Source organism: Herminiimonas contaminans (assembly GCF_015645465.1).
GTDB classification, from domain to species: Bacteria; Pseudomonadota; Gammaproteobacteria; order Burkholderiales; family Burkholderiaceae_D; genus Oxalicibacterium; species Oxalicibacterium contaminans.
Genome location: NZ_JADOEL010000005.1, coordinates 102691 through 121192, shown reverse-complemented (window position 1 = coordinate 121192; position 18502 = coordinate 102691). Strand labels below are relative to the sequence as shown.

16 protein-coding genes are annotated in these 18502 nt (G+C 55.6%); 13 read left to right on the top strand and 3 right to left on the bottom strand.

Annotation, left to right across the window (positions count from 1 at the left end; genetic code table 11):
- Window position 1 precedes the first annotated feature (1 nt).
- The 3 genes from IXC47_RS08675 to IXC47_RS08665 all read right to left on the bottom strand — a co-directional run bounded on the left by IXC47_RS08675 (window position 2) and on the right by IXC47_RS08665 (window position 1965).
- On the bottom strand, window positions 2-682 hold the full coding sequence (locus IXC47_RS08675; protein ID WP_195875324.1) for a response regulator transcription factor: 681 nt from the start codon (window positions 680-682) through the stop codon (window positions 2-4).
- Between the two features lie 334 nt (window positions 683-1016).
- Window positions 1017-1565 carry a DUF4136 domain-containing protein gene (locus IXC47_RS08670; protein ID WP_175626424.1) on the bottom strand — a complete coding sequence of 183 codons (549 nt, stop codon included), beginning with the start codon at window positions 1563-1565 and terminating at the stop codon, window positions 1017-1019.
- A gap of 13 nt (window positions 1566-1578) precedes the next feature.
- Entirely contained in the window at window positions 1579-1965 is a 387-nt protein-coding gene (locus IXC47_RS08665) for a response regulator transcription factor (protein WP_175626425.1), read from the bottom strand.
- 352 nt (window positions 1966-2317) lie between these two features.
- On the opposite strand from IXC47_RS08665, the gene IXC47_RS08660 reads away from it, so the two are divergent.
- The 13 genes from IXC47_RS08660 (at window position 2318) to IXC47_RS08600 (ending at window position 18496) form a co-directional block, all read left to right on the top strand.
- Complete coding sequence (locus IXC47_RS08660) at window positions 2318-3262, top strand: SphA family protein (protein ID WP_175626426.1); 945 nt, start codon at window positions 2318-2320, stop codon at window positions 3260-3262.
- A 10-nt stretch (window positions 3263-3272) separates the two neighbouring features.
- Complete coding sequence (locus tag IXC47_RS08655) at window positions 3273-4457, top strand: BamA/TamA family outer membrane protein (RefSeq protein WP_195875323.1); 1185 nt, start codon at window positions 3273-3275, stop codon at window positions 4455-4457.
- 131 nt (window positions 4458-4588) lie between these two features.
- Complete coding sequence (locus tag IXC47_RS08650; protein ID WP_195875322.1) at window positions 4589-5215, top strand: hypothetical protein; 627 nt, start codon at window positions 4589-4591, stop codon at window positions 5213-5215.
- Between the two features lie 186 nt (window positions 5216-5401).
- Window positions 5402-6718, top strand: a complete 1317-nt coding sequence (locus IXC47_RS08645; protein ID WP_195875321.1) for a hypothetical protein — start codon at window positions 5402-5404, stop codon at window positions 6716-6718.
- A gap of 33 nt (window positions 6719-6751) precedes the next feature.
- Window positions 6752-7261, top strand: coding sequence for a YidH family protein (locus IXC47_RS08640; protein ID WP_175626430.1), 510 nt, complete (start codon window positions 6752-6754; stop codon window positions 7259-7261).
- 91 nt (window positions 7262-7352) lie between these two features.
- Window positions 7353-8900 (top strand): arylsulfatase, encoded by a 1548-nt coding sequence (locus IXC47_RS08635; RefSeq protein ID WP_175626431.1) that lies wholly within the window; start codon window positions 7353-7355, stop codon window positions 8898-8900.
- 168 nt (window positions 8901-9068) lie between these two features.
- Complete coding sequence (locus IXC47_RS08630; RefSeq protein ID WP_195875320.1) at window positions 9069-10817, top strand: SulP family inorganic anion transporter; 1749 nt, start codon at window positions 9069-9071, stop codon at window positions 10815-10817.
- A gap of 30 nt (window positions 10818-10847) precedes the next feature.
- The gene (locus tag IXC47_RS08625; protein WP_175626433.1) at window positions 10848-11258 is read left to right on the top strand and encodes a hypothetical protein; all 411 of its coding nucleotides are present in this window, start codon (window positions 10848-10850) and stop codon (window positions 11256-11258) included.
- 39 nt (window positions 11259-11297) lie between these two features.
- Window positions 11298-12299 (top strand): formylglycine-generating enzyme family protein, encoded by a 1002-nt coding sequence (locus tag IXC47_RS08620; RefSeq protein ID WP_230089466.1) that lies wholly within the window; start codon window positions 11298-11300, stop codon window positions 12297-12299.
- The gene (locus IXC47_RS08615) at window positions 12296-13309 is read left to right on the top strand and encodes an HAD family hydrolase (protein WP_175626434.1); all 1014 of its coding nucleotides are present in this window, start codon (window positions 12296-12298) and stop codon (window positions 13307-13309) included. The genes IXC47_RS08620 and IXC47_RS08615 overlap by 4 nt, the downstream gene beginning before the upstream one ends.
- 121 nt (window positions 13310-13430) lie before the next feature.
- Window positions 13431-15929, top strand: coding sequence for an RHS repeat domain-containing protein (locus IXC47_RS08610; RefSeq protein ID WP_195875319.1), 2499 nt, complete (start codon window positions 13431-13433; stop codon window positions 15927-15929).
- A 339-nt stretch (window positions 15930-16268) separates the two neighbouring features.
- Window positions 16269-17519 carry a DUF3300 domain-containing protein gene (locus IXC47_RS08605; protein WP_195875318.1) on the top strand — a complete coding sequence of 417 codons (1251 nt, stop codon included), beginning with the start codon at window positions 16269-16271 and terminating at the stop codon, window positions 17517-17519.
- An 11-nt stretch (window positions 17520-17530) separates the two neighbouring features.
- On the top strand, window positions 17531-18496 hold the full coding sequence (locus tag IXC47_RS08600) for a DUF2950 domain-containing protein (protein ID WP_195875317.1): 966 nt from the start codon (window positions 17531-17533) through the stop codon (window positions 18494-18496).
- Window positions 18497-18502 lie beyond the last annotated feature (6 nt).

Below are 18502 nucleotides of genomic sequence, written 5' to 3'. Positions count from 1 at the left end.
GTCACGAAAACCGCGCTGAATTAAACGAGGTTTGGTATACCGAGTCGGATTCGATGTGCAGTTTTTCGATGACATGGACCAATTCGGCCAGCGTTTTGACTTCCATTTTTTCCATTACTTTGGCGCGATGTGCTTTCACAGTGCGTTCGGCTACGTCGAGCTTGGCACTGATCTGCTTGTTCAGCGCACCTCGGGTCACCATGGCCAGCACTTCTTTCTCGCGTGGGGTCAATGTTGCATAGCGTGCTTCCAGTTCGCACAGTTCTTGGCTTTTCTGTCGCTTGCACGCGGCGTCTTTGAGTGTCTTGTCCAGTGTGCTGAGCAGGGCAGCGCTATCCAGCGGCTTGCAGAAGAAATCTACTGCACCCGCTTTCATCGCCCGTATGGAATCGACCACGGTCGCTTCACCGGTGACAAAGATGATGGGGAGTGGATGTGCATCGGCCGCCAGCATCTCCTGCAGGTCGAGCCCGCTAGGGCCAGGCATATGGATATCAAGGATGATGCAGCCGGATTCGTTGCCTATGCCGGATAAGAGCATGTCACCAACCGAGCCGTAGTCGAGTACGCGATAACCGGTGGTCTGGAGCAAGCGCTGCAATGCGCGTCGGAAGGATGGATCGTCATCGACGATGCGGATGACTGCAGGTTCAGCTTGGTTCTGTAGTTCTATTACGTTCATGCGACATCTCCCAAAAGTCGACGCGACAAAATACGTGGAACAAAACGCTACTGATTTAACAAATTATGACTTTATTCCTTTATTTTCCTTGCGGCAACTTTTCCTTTGCTTTCATTTAACTATCGAAAGTCTAAGAGAGGGGATAGCATCATGCGCCTGATCCTATAGGCAAGAATATTGACCTAAAGGGCAGAGGGTACTGCACTAAAGTGCATGTTATTTTTGTTATTTCTTGCTGGAATGTTAAATGTGAAGCGCTCACTCCGCAAGCAAAATTGTTATCAATTGTCATCTTTTTTTAAAGATGATTGCCGGCGAGTGAGCACAACGATATTTACTTGGTCTTGGCGATGCTGCCAGGTGGGAAGCCGGCAAACATTTTGTTCAGTGAGGCGTCCAGCAGGGTGGTGGCTTGGTCTGGTTTGTCCGGGATGGTTGCTTCTGCCGTGCCACGCCAGATGGCTTTCTTGCTCGCTGTATCGAACAGATCGACGACCAGCGTGCCAGTCTGATAAGTATCGACTACCGTGGTTGCACTACCCATGCCCGGTGCAGGCATCGCACGCCAGCCCCAGCCAGCATACGGGCCGGAATCATAGAAAGTGCTGATCGATTGTTTTTGCGCGGTTGCGACATGCGCTACGACGGTGACTTCACCTGCATCACTTTTGCGCCAGCCAGCAGCCTGTAGTTGCTCGTCAACACCATTCATGATGCGTTGCTGAAACAAAGGATTGCTGACTTGTGGTCGGGCCAGCCAGGTATAGCTGCGGTATTTCGCGAAGTTGACGGCAGGATCGCTGTCGACGTTGACAGTAGGGCTGCTGGCACATGCCCCCAATAATGTAGTCAGGGCCAGCAGCATGATGGCGCGCAGTTTCATGTGTTTCTCCTTTTTAGAGTAGATCAGTCTGCTTCAGGCAATCCCTTACCTTCATGGCCAGCGACTGGCCGGTAAAAGGTTTGGGTAAGTACAGCTTTCCTACACCCTGGACGCGCAAGCGTATTTTTTCATCGTCCTGGGCTGTAATAAAAATGATGGGGATATCCTTGCCTGTGCTCCGTATCTGTTCGAGCAATTCAAAGCCCGACATGCCCGGCAGATAGAGATCGAGCACCAGGCAATCGATGTCTTCGCCCGGTGCTGACTCCAGATAGCCTTCCGCAGATGCGTAACCTATGGGTTTCCAGCCGCACGCAGTGAGCATGCGCAGGATGGCGGCGCGCAGGCCGTTGTCGTCCTCCACCACCGCGATATTCCATGGTGTGTAAGCAAGACTCATGGGTCAGCCTCCAAACGAAATTGCGATCCGAGTATTCATATCAGTGACACGCGCCTTAGTGATCGTTGCCATTCGTTTGTAGGTGATCGTTTGTTTGATGTCCTGCCTCACGCCGTCGGAAATACAGCCAGCATCCGGCTTCGTGTGATGAAAGCGTGAAGCACCAGGGCTTTTTTTAATATTGGCGATTGAGGCAGGTGTCTATGCACGTTGGTGCATATGGCACTGCAAAATTTTTTTGTATTGATGGATCTGCACCAAGGGGCATGTATCCGGTCACCAAGATACAAGTGCAAACAAAACACGTTTTATCCATGCTGTGTGCACATCGCCACCTTCATGGAGAGCAAACATGTTGCGCAAATACCTGATGATTGCCGGTTCCCTGACTGTCCTGCTGCCTTGCGCAGTACATGCAACGGAAGGCACGATGGGGCGGCCTATCACGGCGCAACAGATTTCCTCGAATGCCGGCATCGTGCCGCCGGAACCGGGGTGGGCGATTTCAGTCCAGAGTATTTACTTTGATGGTGATATAGGTGCATCCAAACAAGTGCCGGTCGCGGGTGAAGTCGCAGCGGGTATCAATAGCAAGGCTTCTTATACGATAGCGAACGTCACCCGCATCTGGGATACCGGCCCAGGCAACTGGAACTTTGCATCTGCCATCGGCATACCCTTGCAATACGTCAAAGTCAGGACCTCCTTGCAGGCGGGTTCCATGGCCAGCGGCAGTTCCGACTCCACGACCGGTATCGCTGACATCCTGGTCACACCTATCATCGCGGGTTTTCATTTCAGTAAAACCGAACATATGTCGCTGTCCTTGCCCATCTACGCGCCGAGTGCAAGTTATGACTCCAAGAAACTGGCCAATGACGGACAAAATACCTGGACCTTCATGCCCAGCATTGCTTACACCCGTTTAGGTACGGACGGCAGCGAGTTCACCACCATGGGCATGCTGCAGTTTTATACCAAGAATAAGGACACCAATTATCGCAATGCGCCCTTGCTGATATCGGAAGCCTTGTGGACGGCACGCGTCGCCAAGGACACCAACCTGGGTGTGGTGGGCGGCCTGATTTATCAATTGGGTGACGACAAGGGACCTACTGCTGATCGTTTGAATGGTTTCCGCGGTCATGCCGTTGGTCTCGGACCTATCATGAACTGGAGCGGCAAGATCGGTGGTCATCCTGGTTCTTTCAGTGCACGTGCGGTGTGGGATGTAGAGACCAAGAACCGGCCCAAGGGTTATTCCATCGGTGTCAGCCTGAATATGCTCTTCATGTAATCACCGTCCCATGATCGCACCTAGGCCGACGACACGATCAGCGCTGCTCTTCATGGCGCTGTCCGTCGTTGCGATCAGTGCAGGCGTATGCCATGCACAGAGCGATGCGCTGAGCGCAACGCATGAAATGACGGTGAATGTGAATGAGGCTGGAAAATTTTCTGAAGAAAAGAAAGGCGAACAAGGCGGCGCCCCGGAAAAGAAAACCAACTTTGTCGTCCTGCCGATTCCGCAATCCAATCCGGCCCTGGGATCGGGCCTGACCCTGGTCGGTCTGGCCCTGTACAACCCGAATGCGAGTGAACGCCCATGGGTGAGCGGCGTCGCCGTCATGAAGGCAGGTTCCAGTACGATGGTCGGTCTGGTGCAGTCGGCGACCTTTATGCAAAATCGTTTGCGGGTGACAGCGGGCATAGGGCATGCAGATCTGGATCTGAAGTTTTACGGCATAGGGACTGCGGCGGGTGAGCGAGGTGTCTCGATTCCATTGAATCAGGTCGGTACCGGCGGTATGGTGCAGGCGCTGTATCAAGTGGGTGATCACTGGTTCCTGGGTTTGCGTTACCAGAATGTCCATCTCAAGAGTGCGATGGATTTATCGCAATTGCCGGGCATAGGCGCAGTGATACCCGAGGCCGATCTCAGGCGCACCACCGCTTCACTGGGACCTGCCGTCGAATACGATACGCGCGACGATAGTTTCTATCCGACCACTGGTACCTATGCCAAAGCCAATCTCAATTTCTTCACTTCCGCTTTCGGCAGTGATGTCAGCTTCCGTCAATTCTCCGCATCATGGAATCGCTATTGGCCCTACAGCGCCGGGACTATCATCGCCGCGCGCGTAGCGACTTGCGTGGTGGGCGGGAATGTCCCGTTCAGCGATCTGTGCATGTATGGCCGTAGCAATGATTTGCGCGGCTACACCACCGGTCAGTATCGCGATAAAGCCATGCTGGCCGCGCAGGCTGAAGTGCGCTGGAGCCTGGCGCATCGTTGGGGCGCAGTGGCCTTTGGCGGTATCGGCACTATTGGTCCTTCGTTTGCTGAATTGCCGCAACAAAAAATGTTGCCGTCACTGGGTGCCGGTTTGCGCTGGCAAGCCAGCAAGGACTACAAGGTCAATGTCAGCCTGGATGTTGCCTTCACCAAAGATGATCGCGCAGTCTATTTATATGTCGGCGAAGCATTTTGATCGGTATGCATCAAAGGGCATGTCCATTCGCACCATAGATCAATTTTATTCAGCGTGATGAGTCTGCATGATCAATGCTCATCCCGTATTTCAAGTAGTCCCGGATTCTTACACCACACAGGAGAAACGCCATGCTTATCCAAGCTACCAGCCTCACATTACTCGCCCTGGCTTTATCAATTAACCCGGCCCATGCACAGGATGTCAAAGCACCTGCGGCTGCACCCGCCGGTGGTGAAGTACTGGTCGTCGGACGCGGCAAGGGCGTGGTCGCTGCTGCTGGCAAACGTGTGGTGCGCGGCACGATTACAAATGTGAACGCAGAACGCCGCGAATTTACCGTCAAGCGCAGCACTGGTGAAGAAGTGGTGGTGCCGACTGGCCCTGAGGTAAAGAATTTCAATCAAATCAAGGTTGGTGACCAGGTCGTATTGCGCGAAGCGGAATCGGTGGTCCTGAGTTTGCAGAAAGCAACGGCCGGCAAGGAATTGCGTCAGCGTTCGGTCGCGGAAACGATGTATGTCGCACAACCAGGTGACAAGCCTGGTATCGCCGCCACGCGTGAAACACATGTGGTCGCAGACGTCATCGCGGTGAATAAAAAAGAAGGTAGCGTTACGCTCAAGGGCACGAGCCGGACCCGTGTCTTCTATCTGGATGACAAGACCGCACTGGACAATATCAAGAAAGGTGACCAGGTCGAGGCTGTGGTGAAAGAAGGCGAGTCGCTTTCGATAGAAACACCGCGTGCACCTTAAGCCATCAGCGAGTGACTTCAGGTAGCGCAGTCTGCCTGAAGTTGCCTGGCCGGATGCACCAAAGGGCAATGGCTTTGCTCACTAATGAACGATTTTTTTCTTTTTCCCCCTGGGTAATGATGAGCAGCATAAGTGCAAGGCTGTAACGCACATCCGATCCGCCTGAAAAATTGATGAGAGACGCATATGTTGAGCATCAGCGCAGGAGTAAAGCAGGGCGAGGCTGAGCACCGGCTGATGTCGGCGATGAAGATCGTGCTTGCGATGCGGATGGATGACAGCGGACATCAACAACAGCTGTCAGCGCAGCCAGGCTCGGGTCAGCACCCGGGTTCGGGCGGGAGTGCTGAATCGGACGTGCGTGTTGGCAGGCCATTCAGTGGCGGTCCCTTATACAAGATCCAGGGTGTGGTCGGCCTGTTGCAAGACGGTAAGCCGAATGTGGGGCGACGCGCTTTGCTGGCGATGGCCTTGTGCTGGTTGCCGCTGGCATTCCTGAGCGCGCTGCCCGGATATGACAACAGCAGCTTCTGGCCGGATTTTGGCACCCATGCACGTTACCTGATCGTCGTGCCCTTGCTCATCCTGGCCGAACGCATCTGCATACCACGCATAGGTGCACTGGCATCGCATTTCCTTGAATCGGGCATCGTCGCGGAGCAGGAGCGTCCGGCCTTCCTGGGCATACTGGCATCTACCCAGCGCCTGCTCAACTTGCTGTGGGTAGAGATAGCGGTCGTGGTCCTGGCCTACCTCGCCATCGCAACAATGTATGAAGCGCGACCTTTTGCAGGGATTCCGGCCTGGCTCATTGTCAGTACGCCTGTGGGCAAAGTGCTTTCTCCTGCCGGTTGGTGGGGCTTGCTGGTCAGCTTGCCGCTCATGCTGTGCTTGCTGCTGAGCTGGGTATGGCGGTTATGCCTGTGGGGGCGTTTCCTGTACCTGGTGTCCAGGCTGGAGTTGCGTTTGACTCCGGCGCATCCGGATGGCGCGGCCGGGCTTGGTTTTATCGGTTATTCATCACAGGCGTTTGCAGTACTGGCCATCGCGCTGGGTGCGCTGGTCGCCGGTGCCATTGCCAATAGCATTTATGCCGGGGCATCACTGACGTCCTATCACTATCTGATTCTCTTTTTTGTCCTGGGCGTCGTCCTGTTTTTCAATTTCCCCTTGCTGGTATTCCTCGGTCAGATGCTGCGGGCCTGGCGTCGCGGCACGCTGGAATACGGTGGCCTGGCCGATCGCTTCGGTCTTGAGTTTGAGCGTAAATGGTTGCGCGATCCGCAGATGGCCAGGGAATCCATGATGGACCGCCCGGATTTCTCATCGGCCACCGATTTATATCAAGTGGTCGATCGCGTGTATGCGATGTGGCTGCTTCCTGTACATCCCAAGAGTGTGCTGCTGTTGGCAGTGTCTGCCTTCCTGCCGTTTATTCCGGTCGCGCTGATGGCACTGCCGTTTGACGCCATCGTCGACAAACTCACAGGCCTGCTGTTTTAGCGCGGCTCCCCACATGGATAGCAAAGGATAGAAATGGAAAAGGACGAAGCGGGTAGCAATGTGGTCGAAGATGAGCGCGGCTGGTTTGCGCGTCTGCATGATCGCTTCCTCGGCGTTAAACGTCACGAAGGACGGTTTGATGTCCAGCCCACAGCGGAGAGTCATTTCTCATGGTTGCGCACGCGCATGAGCCTGGAGCGCACCCTGATGTCGTGGGTGCGCACATCGACTGCGCTGATCGGCTTCGGTTTCACCATTGTGCAGTTCTTTCACAGCAATCTCATCAGTACCAGTGCGGTGCCATTCCGTCATCCGGAGATGCCGCGTTATATGGGTCTGGCCCTGATCGCAGCAGGAGTGCTCGCGCTGCTGGTGGCTTTGTGGCAGTACCGCGCTTTTGCCAATTACTTGTGGAGCCATGATTTCGCCTCAGTGGCGGGACCTGCGCGCGCACCTGTGGAGACGCCGATTTTTGCGGTCGCCATCTGCCTTTTACTGATTGGCTGCTATGCATTCCTGGCAGTGCTGATACGTGCGATTTGAAAGTAGTGTGCAGTAGACGTTCGAAGGTTTTGGTCCGGCTTGGATGCTTAAGGCTGCAGGTCGTTATTTTAACTATCGTAAAGGAATGGACATGGCAAAGAAGAGCGGTGGTAAACAAAATATCCTCGTCATCTGGGGTGACGATATCGGCATCTCGAACCTGAGCTGTTATTCCAAAGGCTTGATGGGGTACCAGACCCCGAACATCGATCGCCTTGCGAAGGAAGGCATGATGTTCACCGATTCCTATGGTGAACAAAGTTGTACTGCCGGGCGTTCTTCCTTCATTACGGGGCAAAGCGTGTATCGCACTGGCCTGTCCAAGGTTGGTATTCCGGGTGCGGCGATAGGTCTGAGTGATAAGACCGTCACCATCGCGGCCTTGCTGAAAAACCAGGGCTACGCTACTGGCCAGTTCGGCAAGAATCACCTTGGCGACCTGAATCATATGCTGCCTACCAATCATGGCTTCGATGAATTCTTCGGCAATCTGTACCACTTGAATGCAGAAGAAGAACCCGAGATGTATGACTACTATCCGGAAAAGGACTTTCCGAATTTGCGCAAAACCGTTGGCCCACGCGGGGTCATCCACAGCTGGGCTACCGACAAGGATGACGCGACCGAGCAGCCACGTTGGGGCAAGGTCGGCAAGCAAAAAATCACCGATACCGGTCCGCTGACCACCGAGCGTATGGAAACCTGTGACGATGAATTCGTCGCCGCGGCCAAGGATTTCATCAAGCGTCAACACGACGACGATAAGCCTTTCTTTGTGTGGCTCAATACCACACACATGCATATGTTCACGCATACGAAGAAGTCCAGTCTCGGACAGGCTGGTCGCTGGCAGTCGCCGTATCACGACACCATGATCGATCACGATAAAAATGTTGGTGAGATGCTCGACTACCTGGATGAACTGGGTATCACGGAAGATACCTTCGTCATGTATTCAACCGATAACGGTCCGCATATGAATTCCTGGCCGGATGGTGGCATGACGCCATTCCGCAGCGAAAAAAATTCCAACTGGGAAGGCGCTTTCCGTGTCCCTCTGATCGTGCGCTGGCCTGGCAAGATCGAAGCCGGCAAGGTTTCCAACGAAATCGTCCAGCATCATGACTGGTTACCTACCTTCCTCGATATTGCCGGTGAGCCGGATATCGTCGAGAAAGTAAAGAAAGGTGTGACCGCAGGCGGGCGCAAATACAAAAATCATCTGGATGGCATGAATTTGCTGCCTTACCTGACCGGCAAGGAGAAGGAAAGCCCACGTAAGCTGTTTGTCTACTTCAGTGATGATGGCGATGTGCTGGGCATACGCTATGACCACTGGAAGATCGTGTTCATGGAACAGCGTTGCAAGGGGACCATGCAGATCTGGGCCGAACCGTTCACACCTTTACGCTTGCCCAAGCTGTTCAATCTGCGTACCGACCCGTATGAACGGGCGGATATTACTTCCAATAGTTATTACGAGTGGTTCCTGTATCACGCTTATATCCTGTACGGTGCTTACGCGATTGCGGATAAATTCGCTGCCACCTTCAAGGATTTTCCGCCGATACAAAAGCCGAACTCCTTCACCATCGATGATGCACTGGAAAAAATGGCGAGTGCTACAGCCGGCGGTTAAGGCGGGGCAGGGCATAGCACTCCGGCTCGGAGTGCTATGCCCATTAATGGATATGTACCTGCCTGGGTGGGTGCGTCGGGAGCATTGCTAGCGCGAAGGAGCGGTCATGAGTCAGACAGTAGCAGTGGCTGGATTGAATCGTTTGCATATGATTAGCAAGGATGTGGCATGAACGCCGTACCGCAAGTGCCGGTACAGAGCAGTTCCTGGCTCACGCGCTGTTTGCCGATACTGTCATGGGCACCGCATTATCAAGGCAAATGGCTGGGCGCCGATGTGCTTGCAGGTGTAACGGTAGCGGCTTTTTGCATACCGGAGAGCATGGCGTATGCCGGCCTGGCGGGATTGCCGCCACAGGCCGGTTTGTATGCCAGCTTGCTGGCGGTATTTGCCTACGTCTTGTTTGGTACTTCCAGGCAGGCGGCGATAGGCCCGACCTCTGCTTTGGCGATACTGGTTGCTACCGGACTGGCCGGTGTGGTCAGCCATGATGTTGCGCGTTATGGCGAGATGGCTGCACTACTGGCTATCCTGGTGGGTTTGATTGCAATCGTGGCGCGCGTGTTGCGACTCGGCTTTCTCGTTAATTTCATTTCCGAATCGGTACTGACCGGATTCTCTGCGGGCGCGGCTATTTATATAGGGACGACGCAACTGGGCAAGTTGTTTGGCATAGAGGGCGCGACCGGTGAGTTCACTGATCGCATCTACTTTATCGTCACGCATCTGGGTGAGACCAATCTCTACGCGCTTACCCTCGGCCTATTCGGCATTGTCTTCCTGTTGCTGACCGAGAAGCTGGCACCCAAGGTGCCGTGGGCGCTGGTGTTGGTCGCGCTCTCTATCTTGCTGATGATGTACACCACGCTGAATGCGGCAGGGATCAAGATCACCGGCCAGATCCCGAGCGGCTTGCCACCTATGAAGCTGCCCTCATTCTCCTTGGCTGATGTACAGGCTTTGTTGCCGACCGCGTTTGCGGTGTTCCTGCTGTCCTATGTCGAAGGTATGGGCGTGGTGCGCACTTTTGCCGCCAAACACAAGTATCCGGTCGATGCCAACCAGGAATTGCTGGCGGTAGGTGCGGCGAATGTTTTGTGTGGCCTGGGTGCGGCGCAACCTGTGGGTTGCAGCATGTCACGCTCTGCAGTCAATGACGAATCAGGTGCGAAGACGCCGTTGGCTGGCGCCATCTGCGGCATCCTGCTTGGCGTAATCGTCTTGTTCTTTACCGGCGTATTTACGAATCTGCCGGAACCGGTACTGGCAGCGGTCGTGATTATCGCGGTCAAGGGATTGATCGATATTCCGGCGCTGCTGCGTTTGTATCGCGTCAGCCCTAAAGAGTTCTGGATTGCCCTGGCGGCGATGCTGGGTGTACTGGTGTTCGGCATGCTGGAAGGTGTGATGATAGGTACGGTGCTGTCTCTGCTGATGCTGGTCTGGCGCGCCAGCAATCCGAGCACGGTGCTGCTGGGACGCATCCCGGGCAGCGAGCTCTATAGCGACCTGGCGCGTCATCCGGAAAACGAAACCGTACCGGGCGTGATGGTTTTTCGTGCGAATGCCGGTTTGTTCTACGCCAATGTTTCCAAGATTAAGGACGACTTGCTGGACGCCATAGAGCGGCAGACTGCGCCGGTCAAGCTGGTGGTGTTTGACCTTTCCTCTTCGCCTTACTCGGATATCGCCGCTGCGGAAATGCTGCTCGACCTGCAGGGTGAGTTGCAGGAGCGCGGCATCACGCTGAAGTTATCCAACCTCACTGGTGAAGTGCGGGATCTGTTGCGGCGTGATGGCCTGGATCTGAAGTTTGATATCGGGCCGCGTGCCGGGGTGGAATCCATCGTGCGTGAATGGAGTGCCAATGGTGGCAAGCCGGTCACCGGACGTCTGAGTAATCTGCCGCAAGGCTGATGGTATGACTCAATTTTTTTGGGGGAAGTAATGACGGAATTCACCGACATACTGACACGTATCTGGACCGACCTGATGTCACGCCCCAGCGGGCCGATGGCGTTCCGCTTCATGCTGCAGCCGACGATGGGCATCATTATCGCTTTGCTGGATGGCATTAAGGATGCACGTACCGGTCGTTCACCATACTTCTGGACCCTGGTACACCGCCCGGAAGCACGTGTCGGCCGCATCAAGGAAGGGCTGAAGGCGACCAGCCGCATCATTTTGCTATCGCTGGGCATGGAAGCGATCTACCAATACAAAGTACTGCATACCTTCTACGTAGCCGAAGCGCTGATCATTACTTTCTGCCTTGCGGTACTGCCTTACCTCTTGTTGCGCGGGCCATTCGCACGCATTGCACGCTACTGGATCGCCAAAAAAAATAACCAGCAATAAGGTCTAACCATTAGTTCAATTTCAACCAGGGGATAGCACATGCATATGGATACGCAGCTGCAAGCATTCGCCGATACGGCCAAGCATACGTCCACACCAGACTTGCGGAATATGGCGTGGATCCCGGGCGGGAAATTCCTGATGGGGTCCAACGATCACTACCCGGAAGAGGCGCCGGCACACAAGGTCGTGGTCGATAGCTTCTGGATGGACAAGTATGTGGTGACGAATAGCGACTTCAAACGCTTCGTGGACGAGACCGCTTACGTCACGATGGTCGAGCGTGAAGTGAATCCGGCTGACTATCCCGGCGCCTTGCCGGAATTGCTGGTGCCGTCATCCGTGGTATTTCAAAAAACTGCGACGCGTGTGGTGCTGGATGATCCGCATCAGTGGTGGAAGTATGTGGCCGGTGCCGACTGGAAGCATCCACGTGGCCCGCAATCTTCGCTGCAAGGTTTGTGGAAGCATCCGGTCGTGCATATCGGTTACGACGATGCGCTGGCGTATGCCGAGTGGGCCGGTAAATCATTGCCGACCGAAGCCGAGTGGGAGTTCGCTGCACGCGGCGGCCTTGATGGTGCCGAGTATGTGTGGGGTGATGAGTTCATGCCCGGCGGACGTTATATGACGAATCACTGGCAGGGTGATTTCCCGCATCAGAATGCCTTGCTGGATCGTTATGAGTGGACTTCGCCGGTCGGCGCTTTTCCTGCGAATGGCTATGGCTTGTATGACATGGCGGGCAATGTGTGGGAGTGGACGGTCGACTGGTACCAGGAGCACAACAAAATCCAGCACGCCTGCTGCACCATCAACAATCCACGTGGCGGTGAGCCGGACGGCAGCTTTGATCAGCGTCTGAAGAATGTACAGATTCCGCGCAAGGTCATGAAGGGCGGTTCACACCTGTGTGCACCTAATTATTGTCGTCGTTATCGGCCCGCAGCAAGGATGGCACAACCGATAGATACCGCGACCTGTCATCTGGGTTTCCGTTGCATCGTCCGCGCCAGTGCTGCGCCAGGGAGTGCCACATGAAAAATGATTCCGGATACGCATTGCTGCAGCGTGCTTTCCTGCAAGGACTGCTAGCCCTTTCGTTGCTGGCGGCATGGCCTGCCAGCTGGGCGGCTGATGCCCTGCCTTCCTGGCGCGACGGCCCGGCCAAGCAAGCCATCATCAAGTTCGTCACCTCGGTGACGGATACCAATGCCAAAACCTATGTCAGACCGGATGACCGTATAGCCGTGTTTGATAACGACGGCACTTTGTGGAGTGAGCAGCCGTTTTACTTCCAGATTTATTTCATGGCAGACCAGGTGCGCGCGGCTGCGCCCAAGCATCCGGAATGGCAGGAACTGCCTGAGTTCAAGGCACTGATGGCGCGTGACATGCCTGCCCTCATGAAGATAGGTCCCAAGCCGGTACTGGAGTTACTGGCGCAAGCCAACTCGGGCATGACGACCGACGAGTACGACAAGGCGATAGATGACTGGCTGTTTTTTTCGCGGCATCCGCGTTTCAACCGGCCGTATACCGACCTGGTGTATCAGCCTATGAAGGAATTGCTGCGCTATCTCGAAATGAACTTCTTTAAGAATTTCATCGTGTCCGGCGGTGGCATCGAGTTCATGCGGGTGTGGAGCAAGAAGGCCTATGGCATTCCGCCGGAACGGGTGATAGGCAGCATCGGTGAAGTCAAGTTTGAAGAGAAGGATGGCAAGCCGGTACTGACCAAATTGCCCAAGCTGGGTTTCCTGGATGACGGTCCCGGCAAGCCGGTCGGCATTTATCGCAACATCGGTCGTCAGCCTATCTTTGCCTTTGGTAACTCGGATGGCGATTTACAGATGTTGCAGTGGACTGCTGCCGGGAAGGGGCCGCGCTTCATGGGATTGGTGCATCACACTGATGACAAGCGTGAATGGGCGTATGACCGCACATCGCATATCGGCAAGCTGGACAAGGCACTGGATGAAGCACAGGCCAAAGGCTGGGTCGTCGTCGATATGAAGAAGGAGTGGGCCAAGGTCTATGCATTTGACTAGGCCGGACAGGTACATCAGGGCAAATGATGCGTCACCAAGATCCAATGTTGCGAATCGGATCATTTGCCCACAATGAGACGGCGCAGTTTTGTTCGGAATGCTGACATGGTGAGGAGTGGTCATGAATGCTGCAGGCTATCGCTTTGGTTTGATGTTGCTGGTTCTGGCGTGCTGCGTTACCGGTGGTGCTCACCGCACGGTATTTGCGGCGGATACCAAGACGTATGAACGTACCGGTGCGATCGGCAAGGAGTCATCCTGGCCGCTGGCCATCACCTCCGCTTCTACCAAATTGACGGTATACCAGCCGCAGCTGGATGCGTGGGATGGTTTTCACCTGACTGCACGCATGGCAGTGCGCGCCAGTACCGGCAGTAAAGCAGCGCAGGTGACTTACGGCATCGTCACGATGCAGGCCCAGACGCTGACGGATAAGGGAACGCGGGTCGTCACTATCAATAACGCGGTGATTGTGAAGAGCGATTTCAGTTCCGCCACTGCTGCGCAAACACAAGCCTGGACCAAGGCTATAGAACAGGACTTCGCCGGCAAGTCACACACGATAGCGCTGGATCGTTTGCAACAGCAGCTGGCGATCAATGCGGCACAGAAAAATGACGGCAACGTACCGCTGCGCAATATACCGCCGGAGTTCATCTTCTCCAGTGTCCCGGCCATCCTGATCTATGTAGATGGCAAGCCGGTCTATCGGACGCTACCAGGTTTGCCGTTTGAGCGGATTATCAATACCCGTCCTTTGGTACTGCGTGACAGCACCAGTACGTATTACCTGAAAATATTCGATGGCTGGATGACCGCGCCTGCGCTCACCGGCCCATGGCGTTTGTTGCATGCGACATCCGCGTATCTGGATGAAGCCTACAAACAAACTTCAAATGCATACCTGATCGATGCCCTGAGTGGACAGTCGGCACCGGACAAGCCGGGGCCGTCGCTGAAAAGCATAGTGCCGAATGTGCTGGTGGCGACCAGGCCGACTGAGTTGATCGTCACCGATGGCGCTCCCAGGTATACCGCGATCAGCGGCACCAATCTGTCGTATGTGAGCAATACCACTGGCCATGTCTTGCGCCATGCGCCGGATAATAAAACCTATGTCCTTGTATCGGGGCGCTGGTTTCGCGCTTCCGGAGAACTGGGACCATGGGAGTTTGTCGCGGCCAATGACCTGCCTGCCGATTTCGCCCGTATTCCGGATGACAGTCCCGTGGAGAACATTAAAGCCTCGGTCGCCGGTACTGCGCAGGCAGCCGATGCTGTGATCGCGGCGACGGTGCCGCAGACAGCGGCAGTCAATATCGTCGGCACGCAACTGGCACAGCCGCAGTTCGATGGCGCGCCGCTTTTCAAAACCATAGAGGGCACCACGCTGGAGTATGTGGCGAACTCGGCAACGCCGATAGTGCGGGTTGCAGGTTCGGGTGTTTATGCGGTGCAGGATGGCGTCTGGTTCCGGGCTTCGTCGGTGAGCGGCCCGTGGTCGGTGGCGACCATGGTACCGCTGGTGATTTACAGCATCCCGCCCAGTTCACCTTTGTATTACCTGACTTACGTCAAGATCTATGCGGTCAGCGGTAACACGGTGTATGTCGGGTATACGCCGGGTTATCAAGGCGCATATATCGATCCGTTGACAGGTGTGGTGGTGTACGGCACCGGTTATGCGTACGAGCCATGGGTCAGCAGTTATTGGTATGGTGATCCGGTGACTTATGGTTATGCCGCCTCAATAGCCTATACGCCGTGGACAGGCTGGGCTTACGGTTTTGGCTTTGGCTGGTTCTGGGGTGCGGCGACGGTTGCATATGGCTGGGGCTGGGGCCCTTATCCGTATTGGGGACCATGGGCTTATCCAGCCTGGGGTCGTGCCTGGGGCGCTGCGGGGGGCTCGGTCGCCTGGGGCCCGGGTGGCTGGGCCGGATACAGCGGCAATATTTACCAGCAGTGGGGCAACCGTGCCAGCGTGTCGCGTGAGTATGGTGGCTTCGATGCGTGGACCGGCAATGAGTGGGCAGGTCGTGTCGGCGCTTCCTACAATTCGCGTACCGGCATTGCCTCGGCCGGACAGCGCGGTGCGATTGGCAATGTTTACAGCGGTAACTATGCGGCTGGTGCACGCGGTGTCGCTACCGGACCGCAGGGCAATGTGGTGGTCGGTGCACGCGGTACGGCTGGCAATGCTTATAGCGGCAATGAAGTGCACGGTAATCGCGGCGCGTATTACGACAAGAGCACCGGACAGTGGACTACCTTTGGCGGTGCCAGTGGACAGGATGGTGGCCACGTTGCCCATGTCGGTGATGACGTATACGCAGGCAAGGACGGCAAGGTCTATCGCAATACCGGTGACGGCTGGCAGCAGCATACGAGCAATGGCTGGCAATCGGTCCCTGGCAGCAACCAGGGACAGGCGACCCGTGATGCCAGCGGTGGTCTGGGTGCGTCACACAACATGCAGCCATCCGCGACAAATATGCAGCAGGCCCATCCGGAAGAACTGGAACGCGAGCGCAATGCGCGCATGGCGGGTGGACAGCAGACCCATCAACTACGTCAATCTTCGATGGGCATGCACAGGGGCGGCTTCCGTCGTCGCTAGCGCTGGCACAACTTTTTTCCGGGCAGGACAGGACGGGCAGCCATTGCACCAAAGGGCACATGGTTCTGCCTGTATGCCCGATATTCTCCGGCTTTCATTTTGACTATGGTGAGCAATGCAGCGGATTCCTCAGGAAATGCCGTGCCAGTTTTCATGACAGGCCACGCTCAAGCTATTTGCAGCGCCGCAATGGACGATGGCGCATGAGAGCAGTGGCATGCCGAAGTTTCAGGTATTCATGGGCCTGAACTTGCAGTTCACTTTGTAGACAGTCGTCATTTGAACCACAGGGCCGAGTTGATTCGGGTAATGCACGCAAGGATTTGACAAGGAGGAGTAATGAGTAAGCTCATACCCGGATTGCTACGCGCACTGGCGCTGGTCTTATGTTTGCATCCCGTGCTGGCAGCGGCACAGGCCGCACCGCCACCGCTATCGAAAGAACAGCTGGATCAACTGGTCGCCCCGGTGGCTTTGTATCCTGACACCCTGTTGTCGCAAGTGCTGATGGCGGCGACTTATCCGGCTGATGTGGCCGATGCGGCCAAATGGTCGGCCGCCCATGCAAATATGAAAGGTGACGATGCGGTCAAGGCAGTAGACGCGCAGCAGTGGGATCCCAGCGTCAAGGCACTGGTGGGCTTTCCTCAGGTATTGCAGATGATGGGGCAGAAACCTGACTGGGTACAAAAACTGGGTGATGCCTTCCTCGCTTCATCGAAAGATGTGCTGGACTCGGCGCAGCGCTTGCGCGCACGTGCGCAAAAAGCCGGTAACCTGAAATCAAATGAACAGCAAAAAGTGGTGGTCGATACCTCGCAAACCACGCAGGTGATCCAGATCCAGCCAGCCAATCCGCAAGTCGTCTATGTCCCTGCGTATAACCCGACTGTGGTGTACGGCACCTGGCCTTATCCATCATATCCACCGTATTACATGCCACCACCTCCGGCCTACTATCCGGGTGCAGCGCTGGCTTCCGGTATTGCTTTCGGCGTGGGTGTCGGTATTACCGCTGCCTTGTGGAGCGATTGTGACTGGCATCACGGCGACGTCAACATCAATGTCAACAAGTACAACAATGTGAACGTCAATCACAAGATCAATGCGAATCAGACCACCTTCCAGCACAACGGTGCGAACCGGCGCGGTGTGCCGTATCGCGACGCGGCCAGCCAGCAACGTTACGGCAAGAGTATTCCTGGTGCGGCTGATCGCCAGGACTTTCGCGGTCATGATCAGGCACGTGATGCACAACGCAAGCAGGCGCAGGGCACATTGCAACAACGTGGCATGGACCCGGCTGCAGAACGCAATCGCTTGCGCAGCGATCCGCAGGCCCGTGATCGCGCGCAGAATGCAGCGCGTGACAATAACCGTAACCAGCTGGGTGGCGCGACCCGCAATCAACCGGCACGCGGCGATAACGCACTGCGCGGAGCAGGGAATGGCCAGCAGATGCGGCAACAGGCTGATCGTGGCAATGCCAGCCGTCAGTCCATGGCGCAGCACACTAACGCAGCACCCGCGCGCGCCGGTGGTGGTCGTGCCGCAGGCGGTGGCGGCGGTGGTCTCGGACGTCATCACTAGGAGCAAGTGACATGAACAACAAACTAAACCCTTCCTCCTTCTTCTTCGCTAGCGGCTTGCGCCAGGTGCGCATGTTCTTGCTGGCATTGCTGGCCATACTGACGACGTCTGCCGTCTGGGCGCAGCAAAATTTTCCGTCTGCCGATGATGCGGCAAATGCATTTGTCGACGCACTGAGCAAGCAGGATGCAGAACAACTGAACAAGGTGCTGGGCAAGGACTGGAAAACCCTGATCCCGACGCATGACGTCGCACAGCAGGACGTACAGGACTTCCTGAATGCATGGAAGCAGGGACATCGCATCGTCAGTCAGACCCCGGAGCGTGCCATCGTGGAAGTCGGTACACAGGGCTGGACTTTGCCTATGCCGGTGGTGAAACGTGCGACGGGTTGGCAATTCGATATACAGGCCGGTTCGGAAGAAGTGCGCACCCGTCGTATCGGACGTAATGAGCTGAACACCATGCAAACCATGCTGGCCTACTACGATGCACAGAAAGAATATGCGAGTGTCGACCGGAGCAAGGATGGCGTGCTGCAGTATGCGCAGCAATTCAAAAGCAGCCCGGGCAAGCATGATGGCTTGTACTGGCCAGCCTCGGATACTGAAGCGGCAAGTCCGTTTGGCTCTTTAATTGCCGACCTGAAACCGGGTGAGGGTTACCACGGTTATCACTACCGCATCCTGACCGCGCAAGGCGAGAATGCGCCGGGCGGTGCATACAGCTACGTCATCAAGGGACGCATGGTGAGCGGCTTTGCACTGGTGGCCTGGCCCATCAACTACGGACAGACCGGCATCAAGAGTTTCATCATCAGCCACGACGGCAAGGTATATGAAAAAGACCTGGGCCCGAATACATCCGTCCTCGTCAAACGCATCAAGATTTTTGATCCGGACAAGAGCTGGCAAAAAGTGGCATTGCCGGAACCGGTTTCCCATACGGCCAGCAATGCGAATAATCCTGTTCGGTGACGCGGA

What these genes read in the sequence shown, in the direction of transcription:
- IXC47_RS08665 (WP_175626425.1), bottom strand. Translation starts at nt 1,965, where the DNA reads ATGAGTCTTGCTTACACACCATGGAATATCGCGGTGGTGGAGGACGAC.
- IXC47_RS08605 (WP_195875318.1), top strand. Translation starts at nt 16,269, where the DNA reads ATGAGTAAGCTCATACCCGGATTGCTACGCGCACTGGCGCTGGTCTTA.
- IXC47_RS08650 (WP_195875322.1), top strand. Translation starts at nt 4,589, where the DNA reads ATGCTTATCCAAGCTACCAGCCTCACATTACTCGCCCTGGCTTTATCA.
- IXC47_RS08645 (WP_195875321.1), top strand. Translation starts at nt 5,402, where the DNA reads ATGTTGAGCATCAGCGCAGGAGTAAAGCAGGGCGAGGCTGAGCACCGG.
- IXC47_RS08670 (WP_175626424.1), bottom strand. Translation starts at nt 1,565, where the DNA reads ATGAAACTGCGCGCCATCATGCTGCTGGCCCTGACTACATTATTGGGG.
- IXC47_RS08640 (WP_175626430.1), top strand. Translation starts at nt 6,752, where the DNA reads ATGGAAAAGGACGAAGCGGGTAGCAATGTGGTCGAAGATGAGCGCGGC.
- IXC47_RS08630 (WP_195875320.1), top strand. Translation starts at nt 9,069, where the DNA reads ATGAACGCCGTACCGCAAGTGCCGGTACAGAGCAGTTCCTGGCTCACG.
- IXC47_RS08600 (WP_195875317.1), top strand. Translation starts at nt 17,531, where the DNA reads ATGAACAACAAACTAAACCCTTCCTCCTTCTTCTTCGCTAGCGGCTTG.
- IXC47_RS08675 (WP_195875324.1), bottom strand. Translation starts at nt 682, where the DNA reads ATGAACGTAATAGAACTACAGAACCAAGCTGAACCTGCAGTCATCCGC.
- IXC47_RS08615 (WP_175626434.1), top strand. Translation starts at nt 12,296, where the DNA reads ATGAAAAATGATTCCGGATACGCATTGCTGCAGCGTGCTTTCCTGCAA.
- IXC47_RS08610 (WP_195875319.1), top strand. Translation starts at nt 13,431, where the DNA reads ATGAATGCTGCAGGCTATCGCTTTGGTTTGATGTTGCTGGTTCTGGCG.
- IXC47_RS08625 (WP_175626433.1), top strand. Translation starts at nt 10,848, where the DNA reads ATGACGGAATTCACCGACATACTGACACGTATCTGGACCGACCTGATG.
- IXC47_RS08620 (WP_230089466.1), top strand. Translation starts at nt 11,298, where the DNA reads ATGCATATGGATACGCAGCTGCAAGCATTCGCCGATACGGCCAAGCAT.
- IXC47_RS08655 (WP_195875323.1), top strand. Translation starts at nt 3,273, where the DNA reads ATGATCGCACCTAGGCCGACGACACGATCAGCGCTGCTCTTCATGGCG.
- IXC47_RS08660 (WP_175626426.1), top strand. Translation starts at nt 2,318, where the DNA reads ATGTTGCGCAAATACCTGATGATTGCCGGTTCCCTGACTGTCCTGCTG.
- IXC47_RS08635 (WP_175626431.1), top strand. Translation starts at nt 7,353, where the DNA reads ATGGCAAAGAAGAGCGGTGGTAAACAAAATATCCTCGTCATCTGGGGT.